This window comes from Nostoc sp. 106C (genome assembly GCF_002154725.1).
Lineage (GTDB): Bacteria > Cyanobacteriota > Cyanobacteriia > Cyanobacteriales > Nostocaceae > Aulosira.
In genome coordinates this window covers 79,877-96,284 of sequence record NZ_MTAW01000145.1, presented here as the reverse complement: position 1 = coordinate 96,284, position 16,408 = coordinate 79,877, and the positions used below count along the sequence as shown (strand labels likewise).

The window sequence follows — 16,408 nt, the reverse complement described above, 5'->3', positions numbered from 1 at the left end:
TATAAAACTTTCTAGTTAATAATACCAATTCAAATAATGTTTGCGACAGATAAATTCTTTGTAGGGGCACGGCACCAGTAAAATAATTTGATATACCAAAAGATTGTGGCTGCCTTGCCCCTACTCATGTGTCGCGTTCTTTTTTCAAAATGGTATAATTTTTTGAAAAATTTGTATGAAACATGAACAGGCAATAGAGTACTTTAAGAACTCTAAAAAGTATCTGTACGATTGTTTTTTAAAATTATATTTAATTCAGCCAAATAATCTTTAATAAAATTAACGAACGGTTATAATTATGAAAATGTGAGTAGTATATATATTAGATTTAGACAATAGTTAATTTAGATTTTAAAACAACTCAATAAAAGCAATAGACAATAATTACAACGTTTTAATAAGAATTTTATTACTATAAATTTTTGAATTTACGAAAATCTTTTACAACCTCTTTAATATCACGTAATTCACCTTCCACTAAATAGTTTAATTGCCGCATTTCATCTGCGGTAATTCGTCCAGCAAGTTGAGCGATCGCTTTTCTTAATTGCGGATATTTATCTAACGTTGCTTGCCGGACAATTGGCGTAGCTTCATAAGGAGGAAAATATTGCTTATCATCTTTCAGCACTACTAAACCTAAACGAGAAATCTGTCCATCAGTAGAATTTCCCGCCACCATATCTACCTGTTTTTGAATTAAAGCCCGATAAATTAAACCCAAATCCATAATTTGAGGTGGTTTAGCAAATTGTAAGTCGTAGGTTTTCGCTAAACCCGGAAACCCATCTTCTCTTTCCAAAAATTCATAGCCAAAACCGCCACGCCACTGTGGTGTATATTTAGTAGCTTCCGAGAGAGTTTGAAGATTGTAGCGTTTAGCATCTTCACCCCGGATTATGATTGCAAAAGTGTTTTCAAAACCTAAGCTTGGCATTACTTCTAAATTAAATTTTTGGGCGTATGCTTGTTTTAATTTTTCGTAAACTATTTTGGGAGCGTTAAGAGCCTTCTGCTTTAAAATGCCTGTAAAGGCTGTACCTGTATACTCAATATAAGCATCGATTTTGCCAGCAGTAATTGCACTATGACAGACAAAGGAACCACCCAAACGGGGGCGACGAGCTACTTTTAAATTAGTGCTTGCTTCAATTTGTTGTGCTAAAAGTTCACCTAAAATATCTTGTTCAGTAAAATCTTTAGAAGCCACAATAATATCACCACCGCTACTGTTACTAGCATTGGGGCTACAACTAGCGATCGCAACTACTAAAGCAAATGTTACTAGGCAAAAAACCAAAAATCTTTTCATATTAATATTCGGGGATTTTCAAGGTTTTCAATGTGTCTTCTGTTCACTACCTTTTTTTAATTTACCTTCAATCCAACCAATTACTAAATCAGCAATTAATGCGATTACTGCCGCAGGAACTGCCCCAGCCAAAATTAACTGATTATTCACTACCGCAATTCCCCTAAAAATAAATACACCTAAACCCCCAGCACCAATCGCAGCAGCAATAGTTACAATCCCAATAGCAATTACAGTTGCTACTCGCACCCCTGCTAAAATTACTCCCATCGCTAAGGGAATTTCCACCTGGAATAACAATTGTTTATCTGTCATCCCCATACCTCGCCCAGCTTCTCGAATCGCTGGATCGACGCCAGTAATTCCTGTATAAGTATTGCGAATGATCGGTAATAAAGAATATAAAGTTAAAGCGACAATTGCTGGTACCACGCCAATACCGCCAATTATAGGTACAGGAATTAATAAACCAAACAAAGCCAAACTAGGAATAGTTTGCAGAATGTTGGCAATACCTAGAATAGGTTGGCGCAGTTGAGTTTGGCGTGTAATTAAAATTCCTAAAGGAATGCCGATTAAGATGGCAATTCCAATTGCAATGCCCACCATAAATAAATGTTCCAGCGTATGCTGAAAAATTTCTGGGGCATACTTGATGAGAAAGAAGTCTTTCATAAGCTGTCTTGCAGAGAACGCAGACATTGCAGAAAAGCAAGGCTTTCGGGATGTTGTGATCGCATAAATTCATCCTTTGTCCCTAATACTACCAATTCTCCGCCATACATTAAACCAATTCTCGATGCTAAAACGAAAGCTTCTTGAATATCGTGGGTGACAAACACAACGGTTTTGCCTAAATCTTGTTGTAAACGCCGAAATTCTTGTTGAAGTTCCAAGCGTGTAATCGGATCGAGTGCGCCAAAAGGTTCATCCATCAATAATACAGGCGGATCGGCTGCTAAGGCCCTCGCTACACCAACTCGTTGCCTTTGCCCTCCCGAAAGTTCATGAGGATAACGCCCAGCAAACTGTTCTGGCTCTAAACCTACCAATTGCAACAATTCATAAACCCGCGTTTTTATTTGTTTTGGTTTCCAGCCTTCTAAAGCAGGGACTAAGCCAACATTGCGTTCCACTGTGAAATGGGGAAATAAACCAGTTTCTTGTATTACATAACCGATCTTACGCCGCAGCTTAATTTCATCCCATTGAGTTGTGGGAATGCCATCAAATAAAACTTCCCCTTGGGTAGGCGTGAACAGGCGATTAATTAGTTTCATTGTTGTAGTTTTGCCACTACCGCTGCGTCCCAGCAATACTAGTGCTTCTCCTTGAGGAATTGAGAAATTGAGATGAGACACCAAAGGACGGTGGTTGCGGCTAAAGGTAACATCGTGGAATTCAACGGCGATTGGGCTAGTTTGTGTCATGGTTCACTTTGTAGGAGGCAGAAGGCAATCCCAGTGAAAAACTTTCATCACTATGTGGGAAAAAAGGCCAGAAAAACAAGAAAGATAATTAATAATTTTCCGAAATCACCTAGCGCAGCGTTGTAATCATTACTAGACAAGCAAACTATAACTAACTTATATAACTAAAAGTACGGGGACATACCCCAACTCAAACCCAGTTACAATGACTGGGTTTTTGAGTTTGAGTGCGAGCTAGCCCTCCCACAACTTTACGAGCTGCGATAGTACGTGCAACGGCAGATTTAATCACGCCTCCTTCTTCTCGCTCAACAAATCCTAATAGAAAATCAGAAGTGACAGGTGATAAGTCAGAAATGGAAATTGTCATGACAATTTAGCCTCCTTAAAATTTTTGCAGGCGAATGTAGTTTTATGTGTACTGCTAAAATCGAATTTTGCTCAGTTAGCTTGTTGCTTGTATAATCACAAATGCTCATAAAAAAGTCCGGCCAGATTGACCAGACTTCACAAAAGTTTATCAAAAGTATTTTTAGAACTGAGTTAATTGCTTGCAAGCATTGCTTTGGTAGCAGACTCCCCAGCTTTGAGCAACTTCCGCCGCAATTGAAAGACTAAAAAGCTCATAAAACTCCAGTAACTGAGAATTGGGAGCAACGCTGTTATGGGCGATAGTGACTTTCCTTCTGGAGAGATAGCAAAAATTGGCCCCACTATTGAAAATAACCAGAGAACATTGTTGTTTCTAGAAGAAGAGGCAAATATAGCTACAATTATTACTGGTAATACCATTGCTGCTCCGACAGTAGCCGCAGACCAAAATACTCTATGCTGATTTTTGGTGAATAAAAGCAGTTGAGCTAAAGCTGCATACAGCAGAGCTAAACTACCAGATAGAGCTAGAGCAAAAAGAGCATTGATTTTGTTATCAAGTGGGTATTGGGAGAGTAATATTAATGTGCTAATGGCAATGATAGCAATTGCGGCATTAATGGCGATCGCTAATAAGCCCGGACTTTTTTCGCTCCAAATTAAATCTTGAACTAGCTTGCTATCAGCCAATCCTTTAGAACGAGAAGTTCGACGGTAACGTGCCCAATCTTGCAGTGCTTGACGATGAGGATTGAGTGCAGCAATTAAGTATAAAAACAGCCAAAAATCTAAGAACAACAAACACACAACATTTTCAGCTAGCATGTAAGAACTAGGCTCAGTCTCTAAAACTAATCTTTGCCAATTTGCACATCCTAAAGTAATCAATGCAAAGCAAGCTGTTAATATATAACTTTGACGCTTGCTCAACATAGTGGTATTAGGATCGCGAAAGCAACGTTGTAAAGATTGCCAAATAAAGTATGTTCCTAGTCCGTAAATAGATAGAGCAAAGCCAACTGTTGTAAATAAGCTATCTCCTAGAGGAAATGCAAACCAGCGAAAATTCGTAAGTCTGGAACTAGCAGATGTAAATGTGGCGCTAATGGCAGTATCTGGAATTAAATAGCAAGGATTAATCAGCCTAGCAAAAACCACGGGATAATCATCTGTTATTTCTGTGAGGGCAACTCGCATAGTTACTAGGAGAAAACCTAGAACTACGGCACCACCTAACCAAGCTTGAAACCCTCCTAGCCAAGAACCAACTAAGCCAAATAGTAGTGCAGCACTATAGTATAAAAAGCAGGCAGCAACCACAACTATGTAAAAGCTGAAAATCTCATGCATGGGAATTTGACCAGCGAAAGCTGACCATAAATGCAGAGGAACAGCTAACAGTACCCCAACATATAGCAAAATTGGCACGCCCAACATTTTGCCCGATAAAATACTTTGGGGTGGTTGCGGACTCAGGCGAATAAAATTGAGTGTTTCACGCCGTTCTTCAGCAGTTAAATCATTGATGATGAGATAAGTTCCTGCGGCTAAAAGAGTAAAACAGCCAATAATGCTCAGCCAGGTAAATACGTCTAAAGACCAGACTTGCCAGTTGATAATAACATTACCAAATCCATCAGCAAGGCATTCCTGCGCCTCATATACACGTCTTCCCGTGCAATATTTATGAGTGTAATTGTATAGCAGATCGAGCTTAGTTGGTAGCTGGGTTTGAAAATACATAAATAGTAGGAATTGGCCCAGCAACGAGATTGCCACAGAAAGTAATAAGTTGCGCGTTTTCAGTCTGCCTTTGAGTTCTCGAAATAATTGTGGGTTCCATTCTCCTACTTGATTAATCCAGTTCAGATTCATAGTCAAAGCTCTCTATGTATTCGCTGTTGTGGATAAGAATTACACATCTTAAAATTGAACTATTTAATAATTTTAACCTCACATATTATGTAGTAAAAACCTCTTAAGGTGGGCATTGCCCACTCTACTACTAGCGTCCAGCCAACAATGCTTTTGTTGCCGACTCCCCTGCTAACTTCACCTGCTTTGTTAATTGGATGTTTAACAATATTATGACGCCCAATTCAAATATGAGTGCCTTAAAAATTGTGAAGCTTGCTGCGTATTCTAAACCAGCCCAAGGAAAAGTAGAAAACAGCCACGCTACAGGATAAGCTGTGGGTTTAATGCCCAGTATTCCGAGAAAGATTGGTGGTAAGAATATGGCTGCGCCTACAGTGCCAAATGCCCAAAAAGCACGCTTATGAGTTTTCATCAACAGCATTAATTGAGCTAACGTGGCATAAATCATCATTAAGCTAATAAATAAAGCCACAGCCATAATGGCCTTTAATCTTCCTAGGTCATTAACCCAATTTATGGTGTTGCTATGGTGAGTATTCAAAACAGGTGCAAGTACAATCCAAACTATTAGTGGCGTAGTTGCGATCGCTAAATTTATGGATATTGCTACTAATGCCGGACTTTTTTCTTCTAAAATCCAAGCTTGTAACCACGAGTTACGCCAAAAAGTCTGGAAATGAGAAATTTTTTGGTGTCGATACCTTGCCCAATCCTGTATAGTTTGCCGATGAGGTAAGATAATTACAAGTAAAGCAAATAATAGCACTATATTAAAGAATGCTATAAACACCCAATTTTGCCCTATTTGATAATTCAAATCATAATAGCAAACATTAGAGCTATCTCTTCTATAAGAGGGACAATAATTTTTATAGTATTGCAGAGTAAAGCCCCAAAAGATGACTTGATAACTCGCTACTAAAAAATAACTCTGAACTTTATTGAGAATCGCCCCATCAGGATTACGAAAGCGGCGTTTCATTGCTTGCCAAGCCCAGTAGATGCATACACCATAATTCAATAAATGTATGGCTAGTATACCAAAAGTGCTTTTACCTATTGGTATAAAGAAAAACTGCAATTGTTGTAAAGATGACTCATTAGTGCGTGGCAACAGATAGCTCATCATCTCAAAGGGGCTTAACAGTCTCAACCAAGTAGCTGTATTGTGAAAGTCTCCACTATAAGCTAATGTCTGTAGAGATATAAATAAGAAGAAGAGAACTAAGCCACTACCTAACCAAGGTTGAAACCCACTAAACCAACGACTAATTAAGCCAAATAAAAGTGCATTACTGTAGAAGAATATACAGCTAGCAAGCAGAACTGCATAGAAGCTAAAAATGGAGATAACAGAGATATTGGCAGAAATTCCAGCCCATATATTTAAAGGCAATGCAGCTAAAACCATGAGGTAGATTATAACTGGAACTCCTAGCATTTTGCCTGTCAAAATACTTGCTTCTGATTGGGGGCTGAGACGCAAAAAATTCAGCGTACCACGACGTTCTTCTTGAGCTAAGTTACTAATTAGCAAATAAGTACCCGAAACTAAAAGTGTGAATACAAACATCACACTTAACGTCATAAATATATACTTCCAGTGGTCTTGCCACCATAGTTGCATATTTACTTGATCGGGCGGACAAGGCCACTGATATAAAATATCATCAAGATTAGACCGCTTATCTGTCAGGGATGAAAGTTGTGCTTTTAATTCCTGAACTCTCGTAAGATCGGAGTTTTTATTCCCACTATATAAATTGATTTTTTGCTGAACTTGGTCAATGCTCTGATTAAGAAAGTTTATTTGTTGTTGATAACCTTTACTGAGATTACAATATGTCCCAGACATTAGGTATTTTTTTCCAGGGAAATCGGCAAGTTGATACAGAAAAATTCCCAGTTGAGTAACTACTGATATTGTTAATGCAATTAATACATTAAAAAATTTGAGGCGTCCTTTAAGTTCCCGGAATAATTGAGGATTCCAGTCACCAAGTTTGTCTATAAAATTGAATGTCATAGGAAAAATTCTCCAAGCGGGGAAGTGATATCAAATCAAGATGCTTGTTTGTGCCCTAATTTCAGGAAGATAGTTTCTAAGTCTTCTTGAGTGCAGTGAAAATCAGTTACTGGAATACCAGCTTGAATAAGCGATCGCAATAACTCTGCACAATCTTCTTGTTTGCCAGAAAAGTTCACTCGTGCGCTGTTTTTTCCTGGTATTACTTCCCACTCTTCCACCAAAGGATGATTTTTTAATTCACTCAAAAGTGCCTCTAGTTTCCCCAAAGTTGATAACACTATTTGTTGCTTAGATAGCCGCTGGTAAAGTTGTTGTAGTGAGGCACTTTCTACTAAGAAGCCAAGTTCCATAATTCCCACAGAAGTACAAAGTTCTGCTAAGTCACTGAGGACGTGGGAGGAAATCAATATTGTCATTCCAGCTTCTTGCAAAGCTTTGATGATTTCACGGAATTGCATTCTGGCGATTGGGTCAAGACCAGACACAGGTTCATCTAACAGCAGTAAAATCGGTTCGTGAATAATGGTGCGCGCTAAACTCAAACGCTGCTTCATCCCCCGCGACAGTGTAGAAATTAAGCTATTACGCTTATTACCAAGTTGTATCAGTTCCAACACTTCATGCAGACGTTGAGTGCGCCGAGGTTCCCGCAAGCGATATAGCCGCGCAAAATAATCTAGGTAATCCCAGACTGTCAGATCCTCATACAGTGGATAATCATCAGGTAAGTAGCCAAGACGACGCTTGAGGGTGGGGTTGCTTTTGTCACGTACTAAGCGATCGCCATTAATATAAATCTCACCCGTAGTTGGCTCCTCTGCGGCTGCTAACATACGGATGAGAGTTGTTTTACCTGCGCCATTCGGCCCAATTAATCCGTATACTTCACCTGCTTGGATCTCCAAATCAACTTCATTGACGGCAACGTGTCGATCGAATTGCTTAGTCAGTCCAGAGGTACGAATTGCTAATTCTTTTACCATAGCTGCTTGGTTGCGGCTTGTGATTTACAGTTAAGCTAACCTCTCTCTACACCTTTTGTCAGGTTCGTTTCAGAAATGGAAACCAAGTTTACACAAACTTCACCTTATTAAGGATTATTACTTAAAATTATAGTAGTAAATTTTACTCTAATTTAAATGCTCAGATTCCCGACTTCTTGAAGAAGCCGGGAATCTAAATTTTTGAGATAAAAAAGTAGGTAAAGTATTATTCTTTACCTACTTTCTCATTTATATTCTTTGGTTTTGTAACGCAGTCTCAACTATTAATAGATGCTGGAATTATTGGATCGATTCCGTTGGGTGATAAACTGCTAACTGAATACCGATGTTCGGGAACTGGATACCCGGCTTCGCCAAAGGTTTCACGTATAACTTTATTGGTGTCGAAGTACACTTGCCAGTAATGGGCATTATTGCAATAAGGACGTACTGCTAGTACTGGCCCTGCCATGTTAAACTCGATAATTTCTACATCTGGTGCTGGGCTGGAGAGAACGTTAGGAATTGTGCTGATTTTGGCTTTCAACCGTGCGATCGCATCGTTATGATTAACAGTGTGATGCAGTTGGGCTACTAGGTCAACTCGACGGTAAGGATTGGCAGAAAAATTTTGGATATTGTCAGAAAAGATTTTATTATTTGCGACAATCGTCAAGACGTTATCAGGTGTAGTGATATTAGTGGTAAACAGCCCTATATCTGTAACAGTTCCCGTCACACCTGCTGCAGTGATAAAATCACCAACGTTAAATGGTCGAAAAACAATTAAAAACGCACCTGCTGCAAAGTTAGCCAACAGCCCACCCCAGGCGGCTCCAATAGCTATACCTACTGCTGCTAATAATGCAGCAAAAGAGGTGGTTTCAACACCGAAGAAACCGAGAATTGCTACAACTAGAACAATTCTCAGCGTTACTGAAATGATATTTAGAAGATAGTTAATCAGTGTTGGCTCAACATTTTGGTTGCGGAAAGCGCGTCGTACTAACTTCAGCCCAAAGTCAATCAATCGCTGGGCGATAATCCACAATACAATAGCGCCTATCAACTTCAGCCCAAACTGCGTTAACAGTTGAACAGTAACCTGACCAATTTCTCTAAGATTCATAAATTTTTTTGTTTGTGCATTGTTAAACACAACAAACATACAGGTAATTCAGTTCAAAATGCGTAATACCTAGTTTTTTTTAATTTTTTATTCTCATGTCTAATGAAACAGTAAAATATTTTCAATAAATGTTCGTCAAGCATTAGCCTAGCTTACCGTGGCGATCGCTCTAAGATATAACACTAGTGAGATAATAGATGTAAATGCTGTAAACTTTTCTTTGGTAATGGTTTTAGCCCAAATAACTCCTGTGTTAAAATTTCCCGATATGGGAATAAAAGCTTTTTTCCCGAACTGTTGGCAGCATTTAAATATCTTTTTATACACCAGACATTTTTTATTGTCAGACTGATACCAATTTTATTAGTTTGGTGTATGAATGACTAGATATTACTACTTAAGCAGAAATGGCTGTTCAGATACCCGACTTCTTCAAGCAGTCGGGTATGTAAATTCACCTTAATGCCCACTATATTTTTGTTTGTAATATATTCAATCAACAATACTATTCAAAGCATTGATAATAGTAATAATATCATCACTCTCAGATTTTTTAATCAGGTCTAACGCTCGATCAAAAGTACGACTTGGATTAGTGATCGCGTGACCGAGAAATGCAACTTTGCTATCCATTAATTTGATGATCGCTTGTTGGACATCAAACGTTTGATAAGCCAAAATTTTCGCATTATTCCAAGCTTCCTGACGAGCTTTCCGAATGCTAAAATTGAAGATGATTTCATCTTTTTTGCCGCCAAACTTGTCCAATATCTCAATTAGAGGTGACAGTTGCCCAAGAACTAACTCGACAGGCTCAAGCAAATCACTGAGGATGGCGTTAATTTTAATAAAGTCATCTTGGAGAGTTTGAAGTTTATCACCAGGGCAAAGTTCGGCAGCTACAATACCTAAATCTAAATTAATATGAGCGTTAATTGCCAGCAGTAAGTGTTGCGCAATTAGTAAATCTGGTTTTTGCACTGCGTCGAATGTTATCTGCCAGCTGCGGGTTGATTTTATATTTTTTTGATAATCGTCCAAAGCATGAAAGTAACGATTAGCAAATTGCGTAGTGAATTCCTCCATTCTGGCTGCATCGTCAAAAAAGCCATGTTTAATCCCTATCTTCACTTTCAAAGTTACTTGACGATAGAGTGCAGCAAAAAATCCTCTGCGACTACGTTCTTCTATAGCTTCGGCAATAATAGCATCTAGATATTGGATAACTTCATCAGTGTTGTTAGCTAACATAATATTCTCTTCGTATATAGATAAGCGTGATTCAGGTTGGAAGTAGTTATCGGCTAAATGCGGCTGCATTCCATATAATTGCAATCAAGCCCAAGCGATCCCAATTCGTAATTCGTAATTCTTACTTCATAATTCTTAATTACCTAAATCCGGCAGCATCTAGGTTTATAAGTTTGAATCTGTTGCCAAATTTGAGAGAATTGGTGTTATTAGTACTTCTTTGTAAAAAAGTTAAAACATCCAACCTGTATATTTATCGGTCGGGGATCAAGAATTTATGCAAGCTTAAACACAGAGAAATGGAAATACTCAGATTCCTAGCTTCATGAAGACATCGAGCAGCTTGTAGGTGCCCCGTAATACTTTTGTCTGGAAATGGTAAATTACTGATTGAAGTAACTATATAAATGACATCTAGCCACAGAGGGATGTTTCAGATTGTGAAACAGAGCGCAAGTCACTAAATTGCCACCTCGATAATCTGGATATTCGTTTTGAGTAAGGATTTTTACCTAAAACAGGAAGTGGATGTCCTTAGATCAGCACCTACAGCACAAACATGATGCATTACAGCAACAGTATGCTCTGGAAGCGGACAAACTAAAAGAGCTGCGCTATGGTTATGGAATTGAAGCAAGTGCGATCGTTCGCTTTCAACTAGAAAAGCAAATTGAGCAGACTGAAGCAGAACTGGATAAATTAGCCCAGCAGCTCGATCAATTAGAGCGTTCTTCATCTACTCAAAGGGTGTATCGTGCTTTATTGAAATTAGGCTATCGACAACAGACGCGAGCATTTCGGCGATTTGTTGAAGCACACTCTTTAGGAGCCTTCCTAATCCACGGTTCACCAGAATATGGTCAGCGCTGGTTGTTGAATCGGTTAGTAGTTCAATACGTTCCTAGTCTCATCACTGGAAAAGTTATCAGAATTGAATTAAGCCGCATTGGTCGGAGGAGTGACATTGCAGCTTTGTGGCGTGAACTTGGTGGTAGAACTGGTTTAGGTAGACAAAGCTCAAAGTTGGAAATTGCTGAACGAGTTTATCAATGGTGGCGAACTCAAGATGTCCTATTGATTATCCACGATGTCGATTGCTTACCGGAAGATTTTGTACACGAGATCATCAAAGATTTTTGGCTACCATTAACAACCAAAATAAGGGAAGTTGCTTCACCAAGTAACCAATTTAAATTACTCATGTTCTTATTAGACTATGAAGGCTGTACAAATAGCTGGAATTTTTCTTTTGCAGAACAGCTTGACCTTAACTGGAACCCAAATAAACCTGTGAAGCTAGCGAAGATTGAAGAATTTTCTGGTGATGAACTGACTAATTGGCTAGAGTATGAAGCGGATGAACTACCAAGTAAACTAATAGACCAGGTGGATGAAACAGTACAAATCATACTGAATAATAGTGATAATGGAATTCCAGAACCCGCCTTGGGAGAAATTTGTCGCCTATCTGGCTGTGATTGGTATGAACAAGAGGAAGAATGGTTGAGACTATAGGTAGACAATTCTTGGAATATACAGGTAAAGTTCAGCCCCAGCTAGGAGAAAAAGGGGCGAATGGTCAGCTTTTGTATCCCTATTTACCTCATCCTGAACTGGTAGAAGCAGTAAACTTGGCGATTTACTTAGAACGTCCGCTACTGCTGAAAGGGGAACCGGGATGTGGTAAAACTTTGCTGGCGAGTGCAGTTGCTTATGAACTGGATTTAAAATTAGAACCCTGGTACATCAAATCCACCAGTCGGGCGCGGGATGGCTTGTATACTTACGATGCAGTTGGACGGTTGCGTGATGCTCAACTTGCGGCTTCCGGTCGTTTGACAGCACAACAAATTCAGCGAATTGATGACCCAACTGCTTATGTGCGCTGGGGGCCTTTAGGCATAGCATTTCAGCAAGAACAGCGTAGAGTGGTGCTAATTGACGAGATTGATAAAGCTGATATTGACTTTCCTAACGATTTGCTGCTGGAATTGGATCAAAAAAGATTTATTGTTGAAGAAACTGGTCAAGAAATTGAAGCCAAAGCCGCACCGATTGTTTTGATTACCAGCAATGATGAGAAAGATTTACCAGATGCATTTTTGCGACGATGCTTGTTTCACTATGTTGAATTTCCCAGCCGTGAACGGTTAAGAGAAATTGTCAATTCTCACTTTCCGGCTGCATCGCAAGATTTGCTAGATAAAGCTGTGACTCGCTTCTTATTATTAAGGCAGGAAATGGGGAAATCTAAAGGGGAAGCAGGTAAAAAGGTAAGCACCAGCGAATTAATTGACTGGTTTCGCGTTCTGCGTCGCTATCCCGAAGATGAAGTGCTGGCAAAACTTGAAGGTAAGATTCCTTATGCTGGTGTGTTGCTGAAAAGTTGGGATGATCATGTACGTTATTTGAGTCAAAACCGTGGAAGGGAATGATTTACCTTTACTAGAATTGTTCACCAGGCTGCGCGAAGCAGGCTTACCACTTGGCATTGATGAGTATCAGTTAGTGTTGCAAGCTATGCAAGCTGGCTTTGGGATGAGCGACACAGCTGGTTTGAAGCGTTTGTGTCAGACTTTGTGGGTTAAATCTCTTGAGGAAAAGCAGCTTTTTGAATATCACTTTAAACAATTTATTGATGGTAAGTTCTCCATTCAAAAGGCACAATTGTCTCCGGCTACTCAGCAGTCAAAAATTTCTCAGATTATTGACTACGTTATTTTAGGTAGTTTTGGAGTAGCAATTATTTTAGGTTATGGTCTTATTTCAAATCAGCAAACCCAACCTCTAATCCAAACTTCAAGCCAAAATCCATCACCACAATCTACGCCCACAAAAACTCAAAATCTATCAACAAACCCCACATCATTAACCAACTCTAAACCACCTGACACAACAAACACAGAAAAACCAGATTGGATTGCTTGGAATTTACTACTTATCACACGTTTTAGTTATCTATATATATGTTTAAAATGGGCAGCTAAGTTTAAGATTGAGGAAAAGCGCATTAATTGCAGTAGCTCTGTTTCTAAAGTAACTTTAAATGAGGCTAATTTGCCAATTTCGCCAGAATTTATACAGGTAATAGAAGATGAAGTACAGGTAGCTCAAGCAGTCCTAAACGCTACCAGCAGAAATGAGGAAATTCCTCATAGTTGCTTCATCCTAACCACTGAATATTTTCCTGTAACCGAACGGCAAATGAAGCAAATTTGGCGCTATTTACGTCGCCCAGTACGTGAAGGTTCACCAACAGAGTTAGATGTAGAAGCAACGATCAACCAGATTGTTAGCCAAGGTTTATTGCTTGAACCTGTCTTAGTTCCGCATCGAGTGAATAAAGCACAATTGTTGTTACTAATTGACCAAGATGGTTCAATGGTGCCTTTTCACGCACTATCACGGCGTTTGTCAGAAACAGCTTTGTATGGTGGTCGTTTGGGCAAATCTGGGATTTACTACTTTCACAATTGCCCTATCGAATATCTTTACCACGACCCTTATCATCAGCAAGCAGAGTTAGTCAGTGATATTGTTACCCATGTTTGCACAAATAAATCTACTGTATTGATTTTTAGTGATGCTGGTGCTGCCCGTGGTAGATACAGCGAAGAACGCTACGATTTGACTAAAGGATTTCTTGAGAAGCTGAACAAACAAGTGCGTTACATTGCTTGGTTGAATCCTATGCCAAGAAAACGTTGGTTCGGTACAACAGCCGACGATATTGCTAGTCTTGTTCCCATGTTTGAAGTTAGCCGCCGAGGTCTGCTAGATGCTATTGGTGTGCTGCGCGGAAGACCAACTAACTTTGAGGGGCGGAAAATGTGAACAAAATTAGACCAGAAGTTGTCAACCGACGCATTGAATCTTTTGCAAAACGCTTTGGCAAAGCGCACCTGTATTTGGCTTATCACGCTGCTTTTCCTTTAGCACTCACACCGGATCTTTTATATCGTTTGTGGGCTAACTTCCAACGGGATATTCACGGCGAGGTGTTAAATATTCCTTGGGTAGCTGTAGCCGATTTACTGCTTTCTAACTTATGCGATGAAGTTGGAAATGAACTATATCAAATGGATTTAGCATTGCGCAATTTGCTGTTAAGTCGTTTGCAAGAGGATAAAAACTTCGGTCAACAAAGGATAAATGAACTATCAAATTTTTTGCTTGAGTATGTAAGGCAGAAGATTCAAAGTGATGATCCTGATATTCAGGATTTTGCGCAGACTCAAAGGTGGGTAGCTCTAGCATATACGCGACCTACTCAGGTTGCTCATGAACTAGCTTTAGCATTTTCAAAATTGGATCATAAGAATAAAGCGGAATTATTACGAATGTCATCATTGACAGAAACATTTGCCGAGCCACTGACCAAATTCCAACCTCTACTGATTTATGCGCGTGGAATAAGAAAATTTGCCCTTGGTAACTTGGAAGCAGCAAAATCTCAGTTAGGTGAAGTTCTGGAGGCAGGAGATGAAATACAAGCAGCAGGCATTAGTTTACCTATACCCGAACAGATACAGACAAAGCTTTTATATAAGCCTGATAGTTCATTTCTTCCTACCTCAGTTTTATTCCGAGGAATAATTTCTTTACTGATAATAGGAAGCGGAATTTGGAATTATATTTGGCAAAGTTATAGGCTAGAAAATAATAGCACATATATAACTTGGTCTGCACTTGTAGGCAAATTCTCTGAAGTCAATAACGTGCCTTCAGGTAAATTTATCTATACAGGTGAAAGAGATGGAACCTGGAGTTTCATTTTAAAACAACAAGTTGAAAATAATAACATAGAAAATTACTTAATCAATCCCAAGCCAGAAGTAAAAGCAGAATTCAACTACGAGCCAGTTGTTTCCATAAATGTAGATAATCTTAATCAACCGCTAGAAGAAGTAGCAATTGGTAAGAAAGACTTTGCAATTACTAGTTTAGTAGATAAAATAACAGATAAATTAGAGCAAAAACCAGTTATTAATGATGGGTTACTTGTATATGTAGCATTTAATAAGAAAGATTCAAATCTAGCGAATGCTCTGCAAGGACAAATTACCCTTGAGCAATTGCGCCAAATTTATACAGGTAAAATTACTAATTGGCAGCAAATTAATTCTAATCTTCCTAATTTAGAGATTAAACCCTTTGCCCCTACGGAACCGGAAGCTATACAAAAATTTCAAGAAATAGTATTAAAAAATAATCCTCAAGATAAAGCTTTATTTGCAGCCAATGTAGAGAAATTGGATACAACAAAAACCCAAAATCAGATACGCAGAGAAATTCTCGAAGGACGAAATACTGGCATCATTGGTTTTGGGATTATTGCTAAAACTTGGGCGCAGTGTACGGGCTATCCCCTAGCGATCGTTGATGGTAACAAACCAGCTAGTCAACCGTTATTTCAACGGCGCGAACGTCGCCCAATCAATACCGCAGATGACCTGTGTCAACACGATAATTATTTTTTTGATGTTAATACTTTTCAAAGCTATCCTTTGAGATACCCTATATTTGTGGTGTACCCTAACGACAAAAGTCGCCAAGCCGGGTCTACATTTGCTGAGATACTAACTACTCGTCAGGGCCAGTGTTTACTTAGTAAAGTAGGTCTTGTCCCTTTACAACCTATACCTTATGATATAAGGTCTTATGCCTGCAACTCAGCACCTTAAATTCATCTAAATTCTAAATATGGTGAGAGTGATACAAACTTCATACCAGTATGAGATGGGCTGGGTTTAAATTATCTAGTGGCGATTCGCTCAATACCATCATGTGGATTTACTTCCAAGGCAGCATACTCAATATTTAGAGTGGCAGAAATTTAAACGAGTACTTTCAGACCTTAGCAGTGAAAATCGATTTATTAGACAAATAATTCCCAGCAAACGACAAGAAAAACGGTATCGGCAGATATAGATATTGATCAATTACCTGATAACTCTACTTGATCCCTGTAAATAACCACATTAGCAAAATGCGATCGCACCGCCTCACAAGTTTATCGAGTAA

General features: G+C 39.0%; 13 protein-coding genes and 1 pseudogene. 5 read left to right on the top strand and 9 right to left on the bottom strand.

Annotated features, from left to right (window positions below):
* Positions 1–412: 412 nt before the first annotated feature.
* The 9 genes from BV375_RS22500 to BV375_RS22460 all read right to left on the bottom strand — a co-directional run bounded on the left by BV375_RS22500 (position 413) and on the right by BV375_RS22460 (position 10,453).
* Complete coding sequence (locus tag BV375_RS22500) at positions 413–1,312, bottom strand: glycine betaine ABC transporter substrate-binding protein (RefSeq protein ID WP_086764409.1); 900 nt, start codon at positions 1,310–1,312, stop codon at positions 413–415.
* Positions 1,313–1,339: 27 nt separating this feature from the next.
* Positions 1,340–1,987 carry an ABC transporter permease gene (locus BV375_RS22495; RefSeq protein WP_086764406.1) on the bottom strand — a complete coding sequence of 216 codons (648 nt, stop codon included), beginning with the start codon at positions 1,985–1,987 and terminating at the stop codon, positions 1,340–1,342.
* Positions 1,984–2,742 (bottom strand): ATP-binding cassette domain-containing protein, encoded by a 759-nt coding sequence (locus BV375_RS22490; RefSeq protein WP_086764403.1) that lies wholly within the window; start codon positions 2,740–2,742, stop codon positions 1,984–1,986. Before BV375_RS22490 ends, BV375_RS22495 begins: the two co-directional genes overlap by 4 nt.
* 190 nt (positions 2,743–2,932) lie before the next feature.
* Positions 2,933–3,112: a hypothetical protein gene (locus BV375_RS22485; protein ID WP_086764400.1), complete on the bottom strand. Its 180-nt coding sequence runs from the start codon at positions 3,110–3,112 to the stop codon at positions 2,933–2,935.
* A gap of 173 nt (positions 3,113–3,285) precedes the next feature.
* Positions 3,286–4,989: a hypothetical protein gene (locus BV375_RS22480; RefSeq protein WP_086764398.1), complete on the bottom strand. Its 1,704-nt coding sequence runs from the start codon at positions 4,987–4,989 to the stop codon at positions 3,286–3,288.
* 130 nt (positions 4,990–5,119) lie between these two features.
* Positions 5,120–7,018 carry an ABC transporter permease gene (locus BV375_RS22475; RefSeq protein WP_086764396.1) on the bottom strand — a complete coding sequence of 633 codons (1,899 nt, stop codon included), beginning with the start codon at positions 7,016–7,018 and terminating at the stop codon, positions 5,120–5,122.
* Positions 7,019–7,053: 35 nt separating this feature from the next.
* Positions 7,054–8,004, bottom strand: coding sequence for an ABC transporter ATP-binding protein (locus BV375_RS22470; RefSeq protein ID WP_086764393.1), 951 nt, complete (start codon positions 8,002–8,004; stop codon positions 7,054–7,056).
* 277 nt (positions 8,005–8,281) lie between these two features.
* Positions 8,282–9,133: a mechanosensitive ion channel family protein gene (locus tag BV375_RS22465; RefSeq protein WP_086764551.1), complete on the bottom strand. Its 852-nt coding sequence runs from the start codon at positions 9,131–9,133 to the stop codon at positions 8,282–8,284.
* 492 nt (positions 9,134–9,625) lie between these two features.
* On the bottom strand, positions 9,626–10,453 hold the full coding sequence (locus BV375_RS22460) for a DUF5995 family protein (protein ID WP_086764391.1): 828 nt from the start codon (positions 10,451–10,453) through the stop codon (positions 9,626–9,628).
* A 459-nt stretch (positions 10,454–10,912) separates the two neighbouring features.
* On the opposite strand from BV375_RS22460, the gene BV375_RS22455 reads away from it, so the two are divergent.
* The 5 genes and pseudogenes from BV375_RS22455 to BV375_RS38260 all read left to right on the top strand — a co-directional run.
* On the top strand, positions 10,913–11,899 hold the full coding sequence (locus tag BV375_RS22455) for a hypothetical protein (RefSeq protein WP_086764388.1): 987 nt from the start codon (positions 10,913–10,915) through the stop codon (positions 11,897–11,899).
* Complete coding sequence (locus BV375_RS22450) at positions 11,884–12,819, top strand: MoxR family ATPase (RefSeq protein WP_086764385.1); 936 nt, start codon at positions 11,884–11,886, stop codon at positions 12,817–12,819. Before BV375_RS22455 ends, BV375_RS22450 begins: the two co-directional genes overlap by 16 nt.
* Positions 12,806–14,218 (top strand): hypothetical protein, encoded by a 1,413-nt coding sequence (locus tag BV375_RS22445; RefSeq protein ID WP_086764383.1) that lies wholly within the window; start codon positions 12,806–12,808, stop codon positions 14,216–14,218. Before BV375_RS22450 ends, BV375_RS22445 begins: the two co-directional genes overlap by 14 nt.
* Positions 14,215–16,068 carry a substrate-binding domain-containing protein gene (locus BV375_RS22440; protein ID WP_243714013.1) on the top strand — a complete coding sequence of 618 codons (1,854 nt, stop codon included), beginning with the start codon at positions 14,215–14,217 and terminating at the stop codon, positions 16,066–16,068. The genes BV375_RS22445 and BV375_RS22440 overlap by 4 nt, the downstream gene beginning before the upstream one ends.
* Before the next feature lie 9 nt (positions 16,069–16,077).
* Positions 16,078–16,344 (top strand): annotated as a pseudogene (locus BV375_RS38260) (IS701 family transposase); the annotation flags it as partial.
* Between the last annotated feature and the right edge of the window lie 64 nt (positions 16,345–16,408).